Raw genomic sequence first — 21330 nt, 5'->3', positions numbered from 1 at the left:
TTCTGTTTTACTGCTGGCCGTGTTCGAACAAGCCGCATCAACACAAACCGCGTCAGAGGTGCCTGCCGACGTGCCCCACACGCAACAGTTTAGTTAGATCCTCTGTCGGCACCGGCCTTGCGAACAGGTAACCCTGCATATACCGACATCCGCTTTCACGCAGCAATCGGCACTGCTCCGGTGTCTCCACGCCCTCGGCGATAACATCCAGATTCAGGCGCTGAGCCATGGCGATGATGGCGCCGGCGATCGCGGCACTGGCCGGATCGCTGGTGATTTCGCGGACGAACGACTGGTCGATCTTAAGCGTATCGATCGGGAAACGCTTCAGGTAGCTCAGGCCGGAATACCCGGTGCCGAAGTCATCCACCGCGATGCTCACGCCGTAATCCTTGAAGCACGTCATCGTTGCGACCGCCGTATCGACATCCTCCATGAGCATGCTTTCGGTCAGCTCGAGTTCCAGGTGTTGCGGGTCAAGTCCGGTCTCCGGAATAACCGGGGCGGTTCACCAACAGCAAATGGAGCCGCCCAGCGCTTGACATATTCCCCTATCAACACGCCGTGCACAGCAGGCATGTCTAGAGCTTGGGGTAGGTTGACCGAAGTAAGCCGTGCATGGGCATGCGGTGAGCGCAACACTGCAGCATGCAAGGTACCCGGAGGTGTAGCGAGATCACCACCATAGCGTCCAAGCCCCCTCAGCAGGGCTTCGTCTTCGACGCGAGCTTGGCTCTTGCCAATAAAGTTGCTGTGCTTACTATTAAGTCCGGTTGGCTCAAGCGCGGTCATGCTCTCCTCCTTGGTGGCGTCATGAAGGCCGACCACCTGTAAGGGAGTCTAAGGAGCACACGTGGGGAAGCCTTGCCTCACAAAATGAGAACTTCCCGAATTGTACTGAGATTTTCCCGAGAGTCTGATCCGTGCAATAGCCCCCAGACACAACGCGCCGCGACAGGGTGGTTCAACACATTAATAGAAGGCAATTGACCTTCCCTGCGCTCGGCGAGCACTGCCGTCTGGCAGGCGTGCGAATCGAAGAAGGCTGTCGAGGGTTGCTAAGATAGTTTTGGAAACTGTTTCACACCTAGGGTGCGAACCGCTGAAAAATATGACATTTCCAGATGAAAGCTAAGCATATCGTCTTCGCTTGCATCGATGCCTGATTCTTACTGAGTCGGGTTAACAATGCTTTTCAAAACCTGCCTCGAAGCTTGTTCAGACAGAACAGCGAGCATCCCAGCAGCGTAAGGCATAATGAATATCGACACAACGCTGATGGAGTATCGCCATCGTCTCACTCAACCTAGCCAGACAAAGGTTCTCTCGACAAGCCAGCGATGGCGTCCGAGTCGTTGATCACCCTCTATGCCCCGGCGAGCGATGCGAGGCTGGATGCCGCGAGCCTGATATGACCGGCGGCAGCGAGAACGCTCTGGTCGGCCCCTTGAAACTGCTGAACACTATCGAGCATCGAGCAGAGCCATCAAAAGCAAACTGTCATGCATGTTGACCCTCGACAGTAGGATGGACAACGGAACATGCGTTTACCATTTATTGATAACGGCCATGGTCAACCTAGAAACGCAAACCAACCTTTCATCGTTATTTTTGATATGTATTTCCCATATCTGAGTAGATCCGCCGATATGTAGCGGCCTCGCTGTTCCATAGACCCAGCCAGACTGCATTGGCCTCACATGGTTCGCATTAATCTCCTGGCCAACGGCGATCTTGCTGCAGTCTTTCAGACAGAAGTTAGCAGCTATACTACCTAGGGTTTCAGCAAGTACTACCGATGCACCACCATGCAGTATGCCGGCAGGCTGAATGGTTCTTGCATCTACTGGCATCCTTCCACTAAGAGAATCATCCCCAATTTTAGTGAATTCAATTCCGAGATGACTTATTAAGGTCTCCTTTGCACTCAAGCCAAGCTCATCAAGAGTTATCTGTTTTTGCCAAATCATAATTCATACCCTGTTATGATAACCAATCACACGATTAATAAAAAACCGCAGATACAAGCGTTGCTATACTATTAGAAAGAATCTACGTATTTCCTGAACCGTTGAACAACAGCTCCTCCCTAGCCGGCAGCTCCGCGTCGGCACTTTCTTTGCCACTCCCCAGCCGGCTATCAGCCCATACATGCTCAAGCCCCATTAACTTAAGCCAGTTCGGCTTATTAGTGAAGTCGAGCAGCCCTCTTATTAAGCGGCATGCTTGCGAGGATGTAGAGCCGAAGGAGCAATATTCAGGCGCTTTCGCTATCGAAACCTTCTTATTAGTGAGGAGCACCCAAAGGTATAGCGATTCCTCACGGGAGCGGTGCCGCCGGACTGGTATCGCCAAAGCGTCGTCGAACCAAGTCCTTCCCATGCGGTCAACATGGACTTCACCTCGCAACTGTACGAGCGCCTATTCAGACCCGGCGGATTATTCATACGGAGCCTAACCGGAAGGCTGGAAGTGCCAAATGACCTTTTCAGTAAGCCTCTATTAATATCCGTAACCATGTTTGCATTACCCTCTCTATGGTCGAGTCCTGTCAAAAAAGGAAACCTGCATCGCTTGTACAAGCGTAAGGCCCTGGGCCGTGCTCAGAGCGAGGAAGTGCTGGATACACTGAAGCTATATGTCGAAGCCGGAAAGGTCTTAGGTGATCGTGATAGCGCCCAGGAGTGGCTGCACAGCGAGGTTCGAGCGCTGAATGGGTCTCAGCCCATCGATATTTTCGATACCTTCGCTGGCCGCGAAATGGTGAGGGATGTACTAGGCAAGATTGAGTTCGGGGAGTTCAGCTAATAATATTTTGGATGCGGGGAGGCAATCATCTCGCAAAGCCACATAAATGCCCTTAGCACTTACCAACACTAAGGGTACCCGAGTCAAGTTATATCGAATCACCTAAGTACGCTATTTGACCACCCTTTCTGGCCAGGGGGCGGAAGCTGCCGAGACGGTGGACGCTGGAACAAAACCGGCCATTCTTTACTGTATTTCGGCCTGTTAGTTAGCTGCGACCGTCATGCTCGAAATGGGGAACTACACCTCGAATCCCCGGCGGCGTTGCCAAAATCATGCACATCACCGCGCCAAGTAGTGACTTCTTCAGGCTACCGCCCTCGGTGAACACCACGAATAAAGCCCATCATGAACGTAAGCATGGCCACCAAAGTGATGGGCAAAAAAATCCAGCAGCCCATGCCAGAAGTTGGGGTCTCTGCCATTCATAGGGCGTTTCTCTTTTCGTCTTGGGTTCATAGCGCACCTCTCGGGCGGGCCTCGTCAGTTAGGCGATGGAAATACCGCCAGCCGCTTCATAAACACTCAGCAGATCATCTGTCGCCAGCTCCCGCTGGCCATAGCCAGCATCTGGGACGCTTGCCCAGATGCACCGACACGCATGAATCGCTTCTTTGATGCGGCCATAATGGATTAGGGAAAATGCCTTGCATTAGCGTATTGGATAGCTCCTAGGCTCAGTATTGAGACTGACTATTGCTGAGGAAGGCTAGTACGCTCACCGTACTATAAGACTCCAGGGCAAATAACCAGACTCTAAGGCATGAATGCATATTTCCAGGCAAAGCGTCGCGCCGGGTAATTGGCGAGAATTAGCTTTAAATTTTCGTGCATAAAAACAAGAGCTCGCCATGAATATGCAAAAAAGTATTGCCGAAGCCACCATCGGTCACATCGGAAGTCGTCAGGCTCGAGTCGAGGACGCAGCTCTGCTTCAAGGCCAAGGTCGCTACGCTGACGACATGGCGACACCACCAGGAACCCTGCAAGCCGCTGTTGTCCGTTCTCCCCATGCCCACGCCCGTATCCGTTCGGTGGATGCCTCACGCGCTCTGACTATGAAAGGCGTACATGGTGTGCTCACTGGCGATGACGTCAAGCGCTGGTCTAACCCGTTTCCGGTGGGCGTCAGAGCACCTATGGAGCATTGGCCTCTGGCTGTCGACAAGGTGCGCTACGTTGGCGAACCGGTCTGCGTAGTGATTGCCGACGACCGCTACCTAGCCGAGGATGCTCTGGATGCCGTTCAGGTCGAATACGAGCCGCTGACACCAATCATCGACCCCGAAGCGGCCACCCTAAATGATGCGCCGATTCTGCACGAAGCCGTAGGCAGCAACGTGGTAAACGAACGCAGCTTCCGCTACGGCGACCCGGAGCGGGCTTTCGCCGAAGCGCCACACCGCATCACACTGAAGGTTCAGTACCCGCGAAACTCCTGCACGCCGATTGAATGCTACGTGGTACTGGCGCAGTACCTGCCAGCCTCGGAAACCTATGATGTAATGGCCAATTTCCAGGGCCCCTACGCGCTGCACTCGGTAATGTGCCGCGCACTCAACGTGCCGGCCAACCGCCTGCGCCTGCGTACCCCGCCGGATTCCGGTGGCAGCTTCGGCATCAAGCAGGGGGTGTTCCCCTATGTGGTGCTGATGGGCTTGGCCTCGCGCAAGGTCGGTGCTCCGGTGAAGTGGGTGGAGGATCGCCTCGAGCATCTACAGGCCTCTTCCAGCGCCACCAACCGCGTCTGCGAAATTGAGGCCGCAGTGGAAGCCAATGGCCGCGTCACAGCCCTGCGCTACGACCAGATTGATGATTGTGGCGCTTACCTACGGGCCCCTGAACCAGCCACCTTCTACCGCATGCACGGTAATCTCAGTGGCGCTTACACCATCCGAAACCTGGCGGTGCGCAACCGGGTGGTGCTCACCAACAAAATGCCTACCGGACTGAACCGCGGATTCGGGGGCGGTCAGGTCTATTTCGCCCTTGAGCGGCTGATGCAACACGTCGCTGCAGAACTCGGCCTCGACCCGCTCGAGGTCATCCAGCGCAACCTGGTTCCCGCTGGCGTGTTCCCCTACCGCGCAGCAGCGGGCGCACTGCTCGATTCCGGCGACTATCCTGCTGCTGTGGAACTGGCGCGCCGTAAAGGCAATCTCGACGAGCTCCTACAGCGCCGTGACCAGGCCCGTGCCGAGGGACGTTTGTATGGCATAGGCTATGCCGCTGTGGTGGAACCCTCAATCTCCAACATGGGCTACATCACCGTCGCCATGACGCCCGAAGAGCGTCAGAAGGCTGGACCGAAGAATGGAGCAGTGAGCACTGCCACAGTCAGTGTCGACCCGCTCGGCAGCGTGACCGCTCACGTGTCCTCGACACCGCAAGGTCAGGGCCATCAAACAGTGGTCGCGCAGATCATTAGCGAGTTACTAGGTGTGAAGCTGGAAAGCATCAGCGTGAATGTCGAGTTGGACACCGGCAAGGACGCCTGGTCGATAGCCTCCGGCAACTACTCGAGCCGCTTCTCGGGCGCCGTCGCCGGGTCGGTGTATAACGCCACCTTGAAGATCCGTGAACGCATGGCCGCCATCGCCGCGGACATGTGGCAGGTATCCTCCACTGACGTCCGATTCGCCGACGGCAAGATCTTCGTAGAGAACGGCCCTAGCCAGCCCTTTCATCGTGTGGCTGGTACCACCCACTGGTCACCGGGCCTGCTGCCGGAAGGCGCAACGGGCGGTCTGCGGGAAACTGCCTTCTGGACGCCTCCCCAACTCGAGGCGCCGAACGACCAGGACTGCATTAACAGCTCTCTGTGTTACGGCTTCATCCTCGATTTCTGCGGAGTAGAGATCGATCGTGTCACCGGTCAGGTACGCATCGACAAGTACGTCACTACCCATGACGCCGGGCGCATTCTCAATCCAATGCTGGTCGAGGGACAAATCCTCGGTGCCTATTCCCAGGCGCTGGGCGTGGCGCTAATGGAAGAGTTTGCCTACGGCGAGGACGGCAGCTTCCTTTCTGGCACCCTGGCCGACTACCTGATCCCGACCGCACCGGAGGTAGTCGACCCGGTGATCCTGCACATGGAAACTCCCTCGCCCTTCACCCCGCTGGGGGCTAAGGGTGTCGGTGAAGGCAACAACATGAGCACTCCGGTGTGCATCGCCAATGCCGTAGCCGATGCGCTAGGCCGCTCTGACATCAAGCTTCCTCTGACGCCGTCGCGGGTTCGCTCGATGATCGGCATCGACGAGCCGGCGGCGCCAGAAGGTCTTGTTATGGATGCACCGAAGGTAGCCGGTGGTTCGGCCCTGCAGGCTAACGACTTGGTTGAGATTCCCGCGTCACCGCAGCAGGTATTCGACGCCATTCTCGACCCCGAGACGCTGAAGGCCATCATCCCGGGTTGCCACGCCTTGGAACTGGAAAGCGAAAACCATTACCGGGCCGACGTCACCGTCGGCGTGGGCATGATCCGCGCGCGCTTCGCCGCACGGGTCGCCCTGACCGACCTCGATCCACCGCACTCGCTACGTCTGTCCGGCTCCGGCAACAGCCCTATGGGCTCGGCTACCGGCAGCGCAAAGATCAACCTGGTGGCGCTGGAGAACGGGAATACACGGTTGGAGTACGCCTATGAGGCCGCAGTGACCGGTAAGGTCGCCGCCGTCGGCGGGCGCATGTTGCAGAGCGCCTCGCGCGTAATCATTGGCCAAATATTCACCCGTCTGGCCCAGCGGCTTTCCGGCAAGCCTATCGACACCAGCCTGTGGCAGCGCCTGCGCGCCCTGCTCGGCATGGGAGGTACGAAATGAAACCCGCCGTATTCGACTACGTCCGCGCGGCCAACAAGCGCGAGGTCCTGCAGCAGCTTACAGAGCACGGTGAACAGGCCCGGATCATTGCCGGCGGCCAGTCGCTGATGGCCGTTCTGAACATGCGCCTGGCCCAGCCGAAGGTGCTGATCGACATCAGTCAGGCCAGCGATCTGCATTATCTGAAGGTGGAAAACAACTGCCTTAAGGTCGGTGCGGCGGTGCGTCAGGTCGAACTGCTCGACCGTACAAGCTTAGTCGATGAAGTCCCCCTGCTGGCCCAGGCGATGCCTTGGATCGGCCACTTCCAGACGCGCAATCGCGGCACCGTGTGCGGCTCGGTCGCGCATGCCGACCCGAGCGCCGAAATTCCGCTGTGTCTGGTCACTTTGGGCGGCACTGTAGTGCTCGAATCGCTCAAGGGCAAGCGCCGCGAGGTTCCCGCCGCCGAGTTCTTCCAAGGCGTGCTAACCACTGAGAAGCGGCCGGACGAAATGGTCGTGGAAGTCCAATTTCCACTGCGTGAGGCCGACGTGATCTACCGCTTCCACGAGGTCGCCATGCGCCACGGTGACTTCGCCCTGGTGGCGCTCGCCGCCTGTATCCGCCAAGGCGAGGTGGACCTGGGTGTCGGCGGCGTCGCCGACCGGCCAACGTTGCGCCGCCTGCCCTTGGGGGCAGAACTGAAGGATTCACTCAATACCCTGGCCTGGTCGCTTGGCGCCCAAGACGACGTGCACGCCAGCGCACCCTACCGCCGCCAGTTGGTACGGGAACTGGGCCAACAACTGATCGAGGACAACGACCATGCACGTGCGAGCTGATCAGCGCTTCCCCATACAGATAGAACTCAACGGCCGTCAACGCGAAGGGCTCGCCGAGCCACGCATGCAGCTGTGTGATTTCCTGCGACACGAATTGGGCACCACCGGCGTGCATGTCGGTTGCGAACACGGCGTCTGCGGCGCCTGCACCGTGCTGGTCGATGGCGTTGCCTCACGCTCCTGCCTAATGCTCGCCGTGCAGGCCCACGAGCGCCGGGTCGACACGGTGGAGTCGCTGTCACGCGACAACATCATGAACGACCTGCAGCAGGCCTTCAGCCGCCATCACGCTCTGCAGTGCGGCTTCTGCACCGCGGGCATCTTAATGTCCTGCGTGGAATTCCTCGAGCGCGTCCCGAGCCCGGACGAAACCCAAGTTCGCGACATGCTCTCCGGGCATCTGTGCCGCTGCACCGGCTACACCGGCATGGTCCGGGCGGTGCTAGAAGTGGCGCAGCAACGACAAGTAACACTTGTGGAGAACAACAACGATGTTTGACCTTGGACGCAGCTTTCTCGCCGCGGTCGAGCGGCGCCCTAATGCCATAGCGATCAGCGACGGCGACCTGAAGAAGAGCTACGAGGCTTGGTTCAGCGACATCCAGCGTGCCGCGCACGGGCTCGAAAGGCTCGGCCTGAAAAAAGGTGACCACCTCGTGGCGGTAATGCAGAACCGCTGGCAGATGGCGACCCTGCACTGGGCCTGCCAGTTCAGCGGTATCATAATGACCCCGCTCAACTGGCGCTCCTCCGCCGACGAACTCGCTTGGTGCACCAATGACGCCGAAGCGCGTGTGGTTATCCATGACGATTCAGCCCAAGAAGCCGTTGCCGGTTGCGGCAGGAGCACCTGGCAGTGCGTCAGTGTTGGCCAGCCGGGCAACGATAACGCGATCAGCTTCGAAGAACTGTGCGCCGAAACGCCGAGCGAAATCATCCTGCGCGCCGACCCCGAGGACTGGTCGTTGATGCTCTACACCTCCGGCACCACCAGCCGGCCCAAGGGCGTGCCGCGCCGCCACCGCGCCGAACGCGCCGCCGCGGTCGCCCACTTAGCGCAGAACATGTATAGCCAAGAGGAATGCACCCTCGGCGTGATGCCGCTCTACCACACCATGGGCGTGCGTTCGCTACTGTCGATGGCATTGCTAGACGGGCATTTCGTCTGCGTGCCAAAGTTCGATGTGGAAGCCACGCTGGACGCCATCGAGCGCGAGAAGATCACCAACCTGTACTTGGTGCCGACGCTCTACCACATGCTGATTGAACATTCGGCCTTCAGCCCCGAGCGGGTAGCCAGCGTCACCAAGTTAGGTTTCGCCGGCGCGGCCATGAGCGATGGGCTGCTGCAACGTGTCGAGGCCGCGTTCAAGCCGGAGCTGTTCGTCAACCACTATGGCAGCTCGGAAATCTACACCTTCACCATCGACCAGAAGGCCAGCGCCAAGCCTGGCTCGTCTGGTCGCAGCGCGCTGAACCAACGCATTCGCGTGGTGGCGCTGGGCAGCGAGTCGCCGGACGACCTCTGCAAGCACAACGAGGAAGGCCAGATCATCGCCGACCTGTCCAGCGACGAGGCCTTCGAAGGCTACTGGAAGCGGCCCGACGCCGATGCCAAGTCGATCCATGAGGGTTGGTACTTCACCAGCGATACTGGCTTCTTCGACGAGGACGGCGACCTGTTTGTGACTGGTCGTGTCGACGATCTGATCATTACCGGTGGCGAGAACGTCAGCCCGGCGGAGATCGAGAACGCCCTATCGCTGCACCCTGCGGTCGAGGAAGTCGCCGTGGTCGGCCTACCCGACGAACAATGGGGCAAGCTGGTCGTCGCCTTCATCAAGCTGCGTCATCCGATTACTGAGGAAGAGCTGGACGCCCACTGCGTATCCTCGGGTCTGGCGCGCTTCAAGCGCCCGCGCCGCTACGAATTCATCGACCAGATCCCCAAGTCCCCGGTCGGCAAGATCTTGCGCCGCGTGCTGGTGACCGATTACGGCCACCCCACTTCCGCCAACTAACACTATTGCTTTACACGAGGAAAGAGCTTACATGAATACTCAGCAGATCGAACAATTCCTGAGCACTGAGTTCGACGGCTTCACCGTGGAACTGAACCTCGAGCACGAGCGCGGGGACATCATCCTCGGCCGCCCGCCGTTCAACGTCATCGCCATGAGCCAGCGTGACATCCTGCGCCAGGTCTTTGAAGCGTTTGATGCCCATTCCGGGATCCGGGTGATCGTGTTACGTGCCCAAGGCGAACACTTCTCCAGCGGCGGCGATATCAAAGGCTTTTTGGAGGCCTCGCCGGAGCACGTTTCTAAGCTGGCCTGGAACGTCGCCGCGCCGGAGCGGTGCACTAAGCCGGTGATCGTGGCCAACCGCGGCTACACCTTCGGCGTCGGCTTCGAGCTGTCGCTGGCCTGCGATTTTCGCATTGCGTCGGAAACCACCCGCTATGCTCTGCCCGAGCAAAACCTCGGCCAGATTCCTGGCTCTGGCGGCTCGGCTCGGCTACAAAAGATGATCGGCATCACACGCACCAAGCACATCGTTATGCGCGCCAAGCGCATCTCCGGCCAGCAAGGTTATGACTGGGGCTTCGTCACAGAGTGCGTGCCCGACGCAGATCTAGAAAGCACCGTCGATGCGATGGTCGATGAACTGCGCCGATTCTCGCCGCTCGCCCAGCGTACGGCGAAGAAACTGATCAACGACAACGAGGACGCATCACTAAAGGTCGCCATTGAGATGGAAGGCCACTGCTACAGCCGCCTGCGTAGCTCGGCGGACTTCAAGGAGGGCGTCGAGGCGTTCCACAGCAAGCGTCCGGCCGTATTCCGCGGCGAGTAATACCTATGTGACTGCGACGGTTGCACGTCTGGGCAACCGTCGACCTAGCACCTGATGGCCTGTATGGGCTAAGCGCTAAGCGCCCCGCCACCGTATGCCAAACCGCCCTGACTCTTATAAAACAATTAACTAGCGGAGCACACCCATGTCTAGCCCCGTCGCACCCGATGCAAACGCTTCCCATGCCGAACCAGTTACGAAGACCCCCTTGCGCCATGCATTCAACTCGAAGTCCATCAGTGCAGGTGTTGTCGCCGCGCTGTTCGGTTGCACTGGCCCTGCGCTGGTCATTATCAATGCCGCCGAAGCAGGGGGCCTGACCAATGGCCAGACGGTCGCCTGGCTGTTCGCCGTGTACGTGCTGGGCGGCCTGATCAGCCTTTTCATGGCGCTGCGTTATCGTCAGCCGATCTGCGGTGCCTACACCATTCCCGGCGCAGCGATCCTGGTCGGTTCGCTCAGTGTCATTCCCTTCAGCGAGGCTATCGGGGCCTTCATCATGAGCGGCCTGCTAGTGCTGATCCTCGGTGTCACCGGGTTGATCGGCCGGTTAATGCGCTGGCTACCGATGCCGATCGTGATGGCGATGATCGCAGGTGCGCTGATCCGCTTCGCCACCGGTGCGGTGGACTCGGTTGTCACCGCGCCCATCATCGCAGGAGCCGCGGCGCTGAGCTTCTTCCTCGTTACTCGGTTCGCCAAATCGGTACCACCGGTGCTGGTGGCTGGCGTTTTTGGGCTGGTCCTGGCCTTCGCCATGGGCCAACTGCAGCCGGCTGACGTGAATATCGGTTTCGTCATGCCGGCTTTCACCCTCCCTAGTTTCTCTCTGGACGCTTTCCTGGCTATCACCATCCCGCTGACGGCACTGGTGATTGGTGCAGAAAACGCTCAGGCGACCGGTGTGCTGATTACAGAGGGCTACCGCCCTCCGGTCAATGCAATGACGGTAATCAGTGGCATCGGAGGCATGCTCGCCGGGCTACTCGGCGGTCACAACGCTAACATTGCCGGCCCGATGACCGCCATATGCTCCTCTGAGCAGGCCGGTGAGGACCGCAACCTGCGTTATGGTGCAGCCTTGGTGAACGGTGCGCTGTTCGCGCTGTTCGGCTTATTCGCCGGGCTTGCCGTACCATTCATCCTGGCTTTCCCCAAGGCGCTGATCGTCGTGATCGCTGGCCTGGCCATGCTGGGCGTACTGCTCGGCGCACTGCAGCAGGCCTTCCAAAAGGGCGGTTACTGCCAGATCGGCGCCTTTATTGCGCTAGCCGTGGCGATGAGTCAGTTCTCCTTCATGGGCATCAGCTCGCCATTCTGGGCACTGTTGTTTGGAGTGTTGGTATCCGGGCTACTGGGCGAAATCAAGCGCTGATCGGATGCGACTACCGTACCAGGCGCACGGTAGTCGCCTTTAGTGGACTGTGATTACGCGCACCAAAATTCATTAATAAACAGTGCTTTACCTATATTCCTAATTTTTCCTCAAGCCGGTCAGGACGACGACCACGCCCTGCAGCGGCATTTGTGGTGTCGTCGCAATACGGTCGGTTCCGTACAGGCGATGTCGATTCATATAAACACAACTATAACTAACAGATATTCGAGCTTGGCTATGGGGTTCTCAATGAATTGTCGGCGCGTGACCAAATTCGGTTCCAGCTATCAGTGCCTCGAAGGTTAACTGACTGGAACACTCCTCTCCAGAGCTGCACAGGCTATAGTGCAGACATAAAGAATAAGATGAAAAACGACCTCATCACTCCCGAGGTCAAGGGCTAAACCTAGATAAAGGAGGCGCAGCGCAACATAAAAAAACTGATTCAGGGCAAGCCCTGTTGATCCCTGAGAGCAGCATGAGTCTGAGCTGCGGTGAAAAAAGGGGCCTTGGGCTAAGCCAGAGCCATTATCAAACGCCGCTAGAGCCGGTGCTACAACGAAGAACGGCCACATCGGTCTCTTAGCTATAAAATCCGGGCATACTCTTCAGTAGCAACGTGGATGTGCAGAACCGTAGACATTACAGACTTACGCGGCGCCTCATGCGACCGCGCCCATAACGAGGATGCTGTTATGCGTCAACTCGACCTTCAGGTCGTTCACACCGCTTTGCAGTGGGCTCGCAAGGGTCACTCCTTTTGGCTGTGCACGGTGCTTTCAACCTACGGCTCGGCACCCCGTACACCCGGCGCGATGCTGGCCGTGCGGGCGGACGGCCAACTCACCGGCTCCCTTTCGGGCGGCTGCGTCGAGGAAGCCTTTCTCGAAAGTCTCGCTGACGGCGAGCTGCGTGCACCGACCCAGATCGTCCTGTATGGGGAGAGCGATGAAGAGCGTCAGCGGCTGCAACTGCCGTGCGGCGGTGTTCTTAAGGTACTAGTCGAGCATCGCGCACCGGACAAAACCTGGGTCGACCATCTGCAGGGCATGTACAACGCACTGCTCGGCCAACATCGGTTGGTGCGTGAACTCGACCTGTCCTCCGGTGCCTTCGTGCTCATGGCGGACGATCATGGCGGCGAGATTGCGCAGCTCCTGAACGAACGCGTGCGAATACGCATCGGCCCTGTGCTTAGGATGATTCTTGCCGGGTTGTCGCCGGTGGCCGAATACTGCGCCAGCTTCGCTCGTACCATCGGCTGTGAGGTGATTGCCTGTGATCCGCGCGAAGAGATGCTGCGACGCCCACCCGAGGGAGTTCAAGTACATCCAGTGCTGCCTTCCGAATTCATCGCCGCTGGCCATTGCCACGAAGCTACCGCTGTGGTCGCACTGACCCACGACCCACGCATCGACGACCTGGCGCTGATGGAAGCAGTGCGCTCTCCGGCCTTTTACATCGGCGCTATGGGCTCGCGGCAAACCTCCATCCGGCGTGCTGAACGGCTGAGCCGGGTCGGCGGACTGTCTTCACAGCAGATCGCGCGTATCCACATGCCTATCGGGCTTGACCTCGGCAGCAAAACGCCTGCCGAGATCGCCTTGTCAGTGGTCGCCGACGTACTGCGCGTTTATCACGGGAAAGGTCGCGATGCGCTCTGAAACGAAAGTAGTAGACTTGTCGCTGGTCGACCTACACCTGCCGCGGCAGGTTGGGTGATAAACTTATAGAGCACACCATCCTGCCACTACACCCGCGACCATAAGGAGCTAGCGATGTCCACCGCGCAACGCGTCTTCCACGGCAAGTTCGGGAGAGTCGCCCTCCTCGATATGGACCGACCACTTGTAACCCATTCGCACCACGAATGCCATGTGCTGGTGAAAGTGTCAGGCTCCGACACATTTTTCAACGTCAATGGCTATCAGGTACCTCTTACCGACCGCAATGCGGTACTGATCAACGCTTGGCAGCCGCATTTCTTTGATTACCAGCCCAGCGCCGAGCAGACACAGATTCTCGCACTCTATATCGAACCGGCCTGGCTGGCTGAAGCCCAGCATACGTTAGCCCTTAGCTCGCATCCGGGATTTTTTGCCCAGCCTAGTATTGAGCTTAACAGCAAGAAACGGGCGATGGCCGACCGGTTAATAGCCGAGGCCTATAGTGCCGGGCTAATTCCCCGAGAGCACATTGAATTTTTACTATTCGACTTTCTAATCGAGCTTATCGAGGATTTCTCGCAATGGAAGCACCTGTGCCGCCTCGGCACTCAGATGCGCCAAGGATTCAATGATGCACGCATCCGCCGTGCTTGCGCCTACCTGCAAACCCATCTTGACGACCCTGATTGCGTAGCCAACGCTGCAAAGGCCGCCGGGTTATCCCGTGCGCACTTCTTTACCTTATTTCGCAAAGACACTGGCATGACACCAAGGCTCATGCTCAATGATGCGAGAATGCGGCGGGCCTTCATTTGGCTTGAGCGAGAGCGCAGCGGTACTCTAGGCCAACTCGCTGAGAACCTTGGCTTTACCGAGCAGGGTCACTTTACTCGATTCTTCCGCCAACACATTGGCGCATCTCCAAGCCAGTATCGATGTGTAGTGGACAGTTATTGGACAGGAGAGATGTGACCACGATAGCGTGACCCACAAGGTCTTCGCGAAACTAGCTCAACGAACATAAAGATAAAAGAGCTTGCTCTTTGTGCGTTTGAATATGAGTCTGTACAAAAACAGCGGCAAAAACTGAGACTAAAATCGACACTCACCGCAATAAGCCTACTTATCTAGGTTGGTAAATATCTTAAGGAAACGTTGAACAATTCGTCTCGGAGCAACAGAAGCATTCAACGTGGACTTTATTATTGTCTCAGTCATAGATATTTAACCACCTCAAGTAGCCTGCTTACCTGGCAGCCGTGTTATCCGGCTGGCAATACTGAATCGCCCCGGGTTTTTTAGACACTACCTGGTCTTATACTTGGGGTTTGAGAGGGTAGCCTGAATGGTCGATTTGAGTTCGTGGATAGATTATGTGGTGTTACATTAGCTTTAATTAATTGACCGCTTTGGGTCGCTAGCAAACTTTCCTCAACGCTTTTTTAAAAGAAACACACCTAGCACGACTTCCCAACCAACAACCCATCCTCAAAATCTTCTTAGCTTTACGCTAGCAGACTATGCTTACCGGCGTCACTATCAAATAGTCCCGTTCCTAGTGCTTTTTTCTACCTTCGCCTCCTTACATTGAACGCGGTAAGCTTGTCGGCATTCCCGCTGATGATGATGTTTAGACAATGACGACCCACTGGATTCTTGGTCCTGGCGCGATTGGCCGATTATTGGCGCATTCGCTGGCACCATTTGCAGAAGTGGCGCTGATCGGCCGCCGTGACTTGCCCGCGCAGCAGAGGTTAATGACGCCGGAGGGCGAAGCGCGTACCCAGCGCTTATCCTCGCTTACCGCTGGGCAGTTGGCGGTTGATGCGCCTGAGCCGCCTGCGCTTGTGCATATCACTACCAAAGCTATGAGCGCTGAGGCGGCGCTGGAAAGCGTTGCTGACTCCCTATCCCCCATTACGCCGCTGGTGCTGTGGCAGAACGGTTTTTTGGCGCAGCCGCGTATTACCCAGGCGTGGCCGGGGCCGGTGTTGTGTGCGACAACAACCGAAGGTGCTTATCTAACCGGCGATGATGGCGTGGTGCATGCGGGGCGTGGGCATACCTTTTTGGGCGATTTAAATAACCACCACGGCGCTCTAGCGGAAGAACTGGCGCAAGCATTAACCCAGGCAGGGCTTGCCGCCACAAAGGTGAGTGATATTCGCCAACGCTTGTGGCAGAAGCTGGCGGTGAACGCGGCGATTAACCCACTGGTGGCATTGAATAGCGTACGTAACGGCGAGTTGCGCGGTGAAGCTTATGCGGGCCGTATGGTGGCGGTGGTAAATGAAGTCGCGGCGATTATGTTGGCCGAGGGCATTGCGCCGCCCAATGATGGCAATGGTGAAGATGAGTGGTTGGCGTTGGTGTGGCAGGTGGTGGAGAACACGGCAAACAATAAGGCTTCGATGTTGCAGGACGTGGAGGCCAAACGCCCCACCGAGCGCGGGGCTATATTGGGGCCGTTGATTGAGAGTGCCCAGCGCCATGGGTTAGCGTGCGAGGTTTTGCAGGCGCTGGATAATGAGTTGGCGGAGGTTGAGGCGAGCTTTTAGGCATTACCACGCGTTACCCCATTCCTACATTGTACAGGCTTAATGGCTTAGCACCGGGTATAGCGACGCGATTAACAGCAAAGCCATGGTGATATTGAACACGCGATAACGACGGTGGCTGGTCAGCCATTGGCGCACCATGATGCCCAACCAAGCCCATACCGAGATGGCGGGAAAGCTGATAATGGCAAACACACTGGTCACCATCAGCACGGAGAAGATCGATTTGTTGGGGGCGTAGAGCGTAATGGCGGAAAGGCCCATGGCCCAGGCTTTGGGGTTTACCCACTGAAACGCTGCGGCTTGTAATAGCGTCATCGGACTACCTTTATGATTGCTCTCGTTGAGAGGTGCGGCTGTTGCGATTTTCCAAGCTAACCACAACAAATAGCCCGTCGAGAGGATGCTTAGCCATGTGTTGAGTACCGGGTAGGCTTCAAACAATGCCATTAATCCACCACCCACCACAAGCGTTAGCCCACTCAACCCCACCACTATGCCGAACATATGGGGCACCGTTTTTTTAAAGCCGAAGTTGGCGCCAGAGGCCAGCAGCATCAAGTTGTTAGGGCCTGGGGTTACCGTCGTGACAAATGCAAACGCTGCCAGCGCTGCTAAAACCGACGAGGTCATTGCGCCTCTCCTTTCGTTTATGAGTAGTTAGAGAGGAATTTTACGAGCTTCAAGGCGCAACTTTTGATTTAATCACACCCTCTTTTCACTATTTATGCAACAAAACATGAAGATTGACGCGATTGATCGCAGAATATTGCAAGCACTAAAACAGGACGGAAGAATCAGCAACGTGCAACTAGCTCAGCGCGTTGATCTCTCTCCTTCTGCCTGTTTGCGGCGAGTTCAAGAGCTTGAAAAAAATGGTGTAATCAAGGGTTACCGTGTCGTAACCTCACCTGAGCACATGGGCAGAGGTTTTGTGGCCTATGTCACAGTGGGCTTATCGTCACACACCAAAGCTGCCCAGGAGGGGTTTGAGCGAGCCATGTTGGTGGCCCAGGAAGTAGCTGAGTGCCATAACATTGCAGGCTCTTTTGAATATCTGCTGCGAGTGGAAACCAAAGACCTCAGCAGCTATAAGCGTTTTCATACCGATGTACTTGGCACCCAAGCCCATGTGAGTGCCATCTCTACCCATATTGTGATGAATTCTTCAAAGGATGAGCGAGGCTAACCCCCACTCTTCCATCAAAGCCTGCTATTTACGTAACAGGAATCACCACCACTTTTTGGTAGGCGGGACGTTCAGCGATTTGTTGGTACCAGCGTTCTAAATGGGGGCGCGGCTGCCAGGTTAAGCCGATATGCCATAAGTTGTAGATAAAGGGTGCAACGGCAATATCACCCAGGCCAAACTCATTGCCCGAGAAGAACGCTTGTTTAGCCAGCACGTTATCCATCAACTCAAACAGCTCTTCACACGCCTGCATGCCCGCTTCAATGGCAGCATTATCGCGTTTTCCGGGTGGGGTTCTGACATAGCCCATCAGGATCGTGCGGTGCCTGGGTGACAGGGTGCTGTTTGACCAATCCATCCACTTTTCTGCCTGCGCCCGTTCGGCGGGGGCTTCGATCCATAGCTTGCTTTGCCCGTACTGCGCGGCAAGGTAGCGAATAATCGTATTGGATTCCCACAGCACGCTGTTGGTGGCGTCATCTTTGAGTAGCGGCACTAGCCCGGTGGGGTTCATGGCCAGGTATTCCGGAGTGTTGTTGACCCCGTGCTCCAAGCCAGCCTGGATCTGCTCAAACGGCAAATCCAGCTCTTCTAGCACCCAGCGCACTTTTTTGACGTTGGTGGAGTTATTGCGGCCCCAAAGCGTGATCATGGCAGTCCTTGTATATGAGCAGTTTCTTTAAGTTTGCCCGCCCTTGAGATCGGAGACAAGCTGTGGCTTTGGTGGGATAGCTGGGGCGGCTTCGCCGCCCTCTCGCGGGTGCCTCGTTTCTCGCTGCGCTCGCTACTCGTTACCACGCGCTACAAAACCTATTCACCACTCACCATTTACCATTCACACCTCACACCTCACTCTTTATCCTGATAAAACTGCATCAGGCTTGAGAAGTCGAGTTTACCATTGCCTTTGGCTTTATGCAGGGTGAACAGTGAGCGGGCGGCGGAGCCCATGGGGACTGCGGAGGCGCTTTGCTGACTGACATCCATGGCGAGGCCTAAGTCTTTGATCATTAGATCGACCTGGAAGCCACCCTGGTAGTTTTTGGAGGCCGGTGCGTTTTCCATGACGCCTGGGTAGGGATTGTAAACATTGAGCGCCCAGTTACCGCCGGAGCTCTGCTTCATGATTTCCGAAAGCACCGCGGGATCCAGGCCGTTTTTGACGCCCATATTGATCGCTTCGCAGGTGCCCGCCATCAAGATAGAGAGCAGCATGTTATTGCAGGCTTTGGCCACCTGCCCTGCGCCGTGATCTCCGGCGTGGAAGATATTTTTGCCCATGGCTTCCAGCACCGGCTTGGCCAGTCTGAACTCGACCTCGCTGCCGCCCACAATAAAGGTCAAGGTGCCCGCTTGCGCGCCGCCCACGCCACCGGAAACCGGCGCATCGATAAAGCCGATACCCAGCTTCTCGCCCTCTTCAGCAACGCCTCGGGCAGTGGCACCGTCAATGGTAGAGCAGTCGATGACCAGCGCTCCACGTTTGATCACTTCAAACAGCGGCGCATCGTCTTCAATATATAGCCCGCGTACATGCTTTCCGGCGGGCAGCATTGAAATAATAAAATCGGCGTCGGTGGCAGCTTCCTGGGCCGAGAAAGCCACTTCACAACCATTCGCTTTGGCGGTCTCTTGCGCCTCTTGAGAAAGATCAAAGGCGCGCACGTCAAAGCCCGCTTTTACTAGATTGGCAGCCATGGGGCCGCCCATATTGCCCAGGCCGATAAATGCGATGGTGTTCATTTTATTATCCTTATTAGCCGGTAATGGGAAGATTATATTAGCGTAGATCCGCCAGCGGATTTTGCGACCATGCGGAAGATAGTAGCTCGTTGATAAAGCTCTCCTCTACCGAGGCCACATCGGGATACGTCCAATTCGGTTGCCCGTCTTTATCGACCAGCAGTGCGCGAACGCCCTCGGGGAACTCACGGTGTCGGCAGCACTGCACCGAGAGTGACATTTCGGATTGGAACACTTCTGCCAGCGACATATGTTTAGCCCGCTTTAGCTGCTCATCAATCAATTTCACTGACACCGGGCTACCGTGGGCCAGCGTTTTCTGTGCCTTACCAAACCACTGATTATCGCTTTTTACCGCCGTAATAGCGGCGACAATTTGCTCCACGCTGTCGTGATCCATCAATTCGCGAATCAGCGGTGAGTGCTGGTAAACGGGCGCTTCCAACTCGGCAAATACAGGCTGGGATGTTTGCTCAAGCTCACGCATGATGCGGTTAACCACACCGTTGGCATCGGTATTCTCCCCGGCTCCCCATTGTGCGTCGGTCAGCTGCTGCAGCATGACATCACGGTGGTGGCTGGCGATACAGCGGTCTGCCAAGCCTAGATGTACAGCATCTGGCGCATTGATCTGGCAGCCGGTCATGGCTAGAAAGCGCCCTGCGCCGTTGGGAAGCCGGTTTAAAAACCAGCTGGCGCCAACATCCGGGTACAGCCCGATAGTGACTTCCGGCATTGCCAAACGCGATGTCTCGGTCACTACACGGTGGCTACTGGCGCTTAACAGCCCCATGCCGCCGCCCATGACAATGCCGTTACCCCAGCAGATCACCGGCTTGGGGTAAGTGTGCAAGAGAAAATCGAGCCGATACTCGGTCTCGAAAAAGCGCTCGGGGAAGCTGGGGTCGCCCTCGCCGGTAATCGTTTTATACAAATTCACCACGTCGCCACCGGCGCAAAAGGCTTTTTCGCCTGCGCTATCCAGCAGCACCGCCACCACCCGCTCGTCGGTGGCCCAGTCATGAAGGCGGGGCAACATCTCTTCACACATCTCAAGCGTTAAGGCATTGAGCGAACGCTCGGCGTTGAGCTTGATCTCCGCGATGACGTGGCCGTCTTGGGTGGTGTGTTCGGTAAACAGTACGCTGCTCATTGGCATTCCTTATCCGTCGCTATCGTATCCACCGTAATCTTATTCATCGTCATTTACAGCTCGGTGGCGCCGTCTGCCAGCACCCGGCGGGAGATGATCAGCCGCATAATTTCGTTGGTGCCTTCAAGAATCCGGTGTACCCGGGTATCGCGCACGTAGCGCTCCATCGGGTACTCCTTGATATAGCCATTGCCGCCGTAAAGTTGAAGCGCTTCGTCGCACACCTTGAAGCCCACATCGGTAGCAAAGCGTTTAGCCATGGCACAGTAGGTCGGTGCATCGGCATGGCCTGCGTCCAGCTTGGTAGCGGCCATACGCACCAGCTGCCGTGCAGCGACCAGCTCAGTGACCATATCGGCTAAGCGGAACTGCAGCGCCTGGAACTCGGCTAAGCGTTTACCGAACTGTTTGCGCTCCAGCATATACTCCCGCGCTTTGTGGATCGCCTGCTGGGCGGTGCCGATAGAGCAGGTAGCAATATTGATACGCCCGCCGTCGAGGCCCTTCATGGCGATTTTAAAACCGTCGCCTTCATTGCCGAGCAGATGATTGGCGGGCACCCGAACGTCTTCAAACGTGATCATGCGGGTTGGCTGGCTGTTCCAGCCCATTTTCTCTTCCTTGCGCCCATAGCTAATGCCGTCACTCTTGGCATCGACCGCAAACGCCGAAACGCCGCTGGCGCCCTCACCGCCGGTGCGCGCCATCACCACGAGAAAATCGGTGCTACCGGCGCCGGAAATAAACATCTTGCTGCCGGTCAACACATAATGGTCGCCGTCGCGCTTGGCAGTAGTCTTCAGCGAGGCGGCGTCGGAGCCTGAGTTAGGTTCGGTTAAACAGTAAGAACCCAGCAGCTCGCCCGTGGCCAGCCTTGCGCCCCACTGCTCTACCGCTTCCGGCGTGCCGAAATCCGCCAGCATCCAGGTGACCATATTGTGAATGGTTAGGTAGGCCGTGGTAGAGGTGCAGCCCATGGAGAGCTGTTCGAAAATGATGCTGGCATCCAAACGCGAGAGGCCTAGCCCACCCACGCTTTCCGGTGCATAAAGAGAGCAGAAGCCCAGCTCGCCTGCTTTACGAATCACATCGACGGGAAAGAAGGAGGTTTGATCCCACTCGGCTGCGTGGGGCTCTAGCTCGTTTTGGGCAAACGCCCGCGCCATATCGGCAAAGGCGACCTGATCTTCGTTGAGTTCAAAATTCATGGCGTATCTCCGCAAATGCGCGTGCGCACTGCTGTTGTCGTTATAATTGACGTTAACGTTAACTTATCCATTTACCCGGCTACAAGCAACCTGCCAACACTTGCGACCTTAGGCGT

The 21330-nt window shown here is 57.0% G+C and carries 19 protein-coding genes and 1 pseudogene; 11 read left to right on the top strand and 9 right to left on the bottom strand.

The window, feature by feature from the left end; genetic code table 11:
* Window positions 1-52: 52 nt before the first annotated feature.
* The 3 genes from LMS44_RS09465 to LMS44_RS09455 form a co-directional block, all read right to left on the bottom strand.
* Window positions 53-436 (bottom strand): EAL domain-containing protein, encoded by a 384-nt coding sequence (locus tag LMS44_RS09465; protein WP_278371337.1) that lies wholly within the window; start codon window positions 434-436, stop codon window positions 53-55.
* A 14-nt stretch (window positions 437-450) separates the two neighbouring features.
* Window positions 451-792, bottom strand: a complete 342-nt coding sequence (locus LMS44_RS09460) for a hypothetical protein (RefSeq protein WP_022523786.1) — start codon at window positions 790-792, stop codon at window positions 451-453.
* Window positions 793-1547: 755 nt separating this feature from the next.
* The gene (locus tag LMS44_RS09455) at window positions 1548-1970 is read right to left on the bottom strand and encodes a hotdog fold thioesterase (RefSeq protein ID WP_022523788.1); all 423 of its coding nucleotides are present in this window, start codon (window positions 1968-1970) and stop codon (window positions 1548-1550) included.
* A 604-nt stretch (window positions 1971-2574) separates the two neighbouring features.
* Here LMS44_RS09455 and LMS44_RS09450 point away from each other — a divergent pair.
* Complete coding sequence (locus tag LMS44_RS09450; protein WP_053857075.1) at window positions 2575-2808, top strand: MbcA/ParS/Xre antitoxin family protein; 234 nt, start codon at window positions 2575-2577, stop codon at window positions 2806-2808.
* Window positions 2809-3295: 487 nt separating this feature from the next.
* On the opposite strand, the pseudogene LMS44_RS09445 reads toward LMS44_RS09450, so the two are convergent.
* A pseudogene (locus LMS44_RS09445) lies at window positions 3296-3448 on the bottom strand (glycoside hydrolase); the annotation flags it as partial.
* 211 nt (window positions 3449-3659) lie between these two features.
* Here LMS44_RS09445 and LMS44_RS09440 point away from each other — a divergent pair.
* From LMS44_RS09440 to LMS44_RS09400, 9 genes are all read left to right on the top strand, one after another.
* Window positions 3660-6635 carry a xanthine dehydrogenase family protein molybdopterin-binding subunit gene (locus LMS44_RS09440; protein WP_022523791.1) on the top strand — a complete coding sequence of 992 codons (2976 nt, stop codon included), beginning with the start codon at window positions 3660-3662 and terminating at the stop codon, window positions 6633-6635.
* A complete protein-coding gene (locus LMS44_RS09435; RefSeq protein ID WP_278371336.1) occupies window positions 6632-7459 on the top strand; it encodes an FAD binding domain-containing protein in 828 nt (275 codons plus the stop codon). The genes LMS44_RS09440 and LMS44_RS09435 overlap by 4 nt, the downstream gene beginning before the upstream one ends.
* Window positions 7443-7958, top strand: a complete 516-nt coding sequence (locus tag LMS44_RS09430) for a (2Fe-2S)-binding protein (RefSeq protein ID WP_022523793.1) — start codon at window positions 7443-7445, stop codon at window positions 7956-7958. The genes LMS44_RS09435 and LMS44_RS09430 overlap by 17 nt, the downstream gene beginning before the upstream one ends.
* Window positions 7951-9480 carry an AMP-binding protein gene (locus tag LMS44_RS09425; protein ID WP_278371334.1) on the top strand — a complete coding sequence of 510 codons (1530 nt, stop codon included), beginning with the start codon at window positions 7951-7953 and terminating at the stop codon, window positions 9478-9480. Before LMS44_RS09430 ends, LMS44_RS09425 begins: the two co-directional genes overlap by 8 nt.
* Window positions 9481-9511: 31 nt before the next feature.
* The gene (locus LMS44_RS09420; protein WP_022523795.1) at window positions 9512-10315 is read left to right on the top strand and encodes an enoyl-CoA hydratase/isomerase family protein; all 804 of its coding nucleotides are present in this window, start codon (window positions 9512-9514) and stop codon (window positions 10313-10315) included.
* Window positions 10316-10460: 145 nt separating this feature from the next.
* Window positions 10461-11690 carry a benzoate/H(+) symporter BenE family transporter gene (locus tag LMS44_RS09415; protein WP_278371332.1) on the top strand — a complete coding sequence of 410 codons (1230 nt, stop codon included), beginning with the start codon at window positions 10461-10463 and terminating at the stop codon, window positions 11688-11690.
* A gap of 698 nt (window positions 11691-12388) precedes the next feature.
* Window positions 12389-13357: an XdhC family protein gene (locus tag LMS44_RS09410; protein ID WP_278371331.1), complete on the top strand. Its 969-nt coding sequence runs from the start codon at window positions 12389-12391 to the stop codon at window positions 13355-13357.
* Between the two features lie 114 nt (window positions 13358-13471).
* Window positions 13472-14332 carry a helix-turn-helix transcriptional regulator gene (locus LMS44_RS09405; protein ID WP_159176682.1) on the top strand — a complete coding sequence of 287 codons (861 nt, stop codon included), beginning with the start codon at window positions 13472-13474 and terminating at the stop codon, window positions 14330-14332.
* A gap of 665 nt (window positions 14333-14997) precedes the next feature.
* Window positions 14998-15918, top strand: coding sequence for a ketopantoate reductase family protein (locus LMS44_RS09400; protein WP_278371329.1), 921 nt, complete (start codon window positions 14998-15000; stop codon window positions 15916-15918).
* A 39-nt stretch (window positions 15919-15957) separates the two neighbouring features.
* On the opposite strand, the gene LMS44_RS09395 is transcribed toward LMS44_RS09400, so the two are convergent.
* Window positions 15958-16551, bottom strand: coding sequence for a LysE family translocator (locus LMS44_RS09395; protein ID WP_278371327.1), 594 nt, complete (start codon window positions 16549-16551; stop codon window positions 15958-15960).
* A 106-nt stretch (window positions 16552-16657) separates the two neighbouring features.
* On the opposite strand from LMS44_RS09395, the gene LMS44_RS09390 reads away from it, so the two are divergent.
* Window positions 16658-17107, top strand: a complete 450-nt coding sequence (locus tag LMS44_RS09390; protein ID WP_159176679.1) for an Lrp/AsnC family transcriptional regulator — start codon at window positions 16658-16660, stop codon at window positions 17105-17107.
* A 28-nt stretch (window positions 17108-17135) separates the two neighbouring features.
* Here LMS44_RS09390 and LMS44_RS09385 read toward each other — a convergent pair whose 3' ends face one another.
* The 4 genes from LMS44_RS09385 to LMS44_RS09370 all read right to left on the bottom strand — a co-directional run bounded on the left by LMS44_RS09385 (window position 17136) and on the right by LMS44_RS09370 (window position 21214).
* Window positions 17136-17762: a glutathione S-transferase family protein gene (locus LMS44_RS09385; protein WP_022523802.1), complete on the bottom strand. Its 627-nt coding sequence runs from the start codon at window positions 17760-17762 to the stop codon at window positions 17136-17138.
* 197 nt (window positions 17763-17959) lie between these two features.
* Window positions 17960-18853 carry a 3-hydroxyisobutyrate dehydrogenase gene (gene mmsB / locus LMS44_RS09380; RefSeq protein ID WP_009286467.1) on the bottom strand — a complete coding sequence of 298 codons (894 nt, stop codon included), beginning with the start codon at window positions 18851-18853 and terminating at the stop codon, window positions 17960-17962.
* A 37-nt stretch (window positions 18854-18890) separates the two neighbouring features.
* Window positions 18891-20006 (bottom strand): enoyl-CoA hydratase/isomerase family protein, encoded by a 1116-nt coding sequence (locus LMS44_RS09375; RefSeq protein WP_278371325.1) that lies wholly within the window; start codon window positions 20004-20006, stop codon window positions 18891-18893.
* A gap of 53 nt (window positions 20007-20059) precedes the next feature.
* Complete coding sequence (locus tag LMS44_RS09370; protein WP_278371324.1) at window positions 20060-21214, bottom strand: acyl-CoA dehydrogenase family protein; 1155 nt, start codon at window positions 21212-21214, stop codon at window positions 20060-20062.
* Between the last annotated feature and the right edge of the window lie 116 nt (window positions 21215-21330).

The sequence above is a fragment of the Halomonas profundus genome, from assembly GCF_020865425.1.
In the GTDB taxonomy this organism is placed as follows: Bacteria; Pseudomonadota; Gammaproteobacteria; order Pseudomonadales; family Halomonadaceae; genus Vreelandella; species Vreelandella titanicae.
This window is presented reverse-complemented; position numbering and strand designations above follow the sequence as displayed.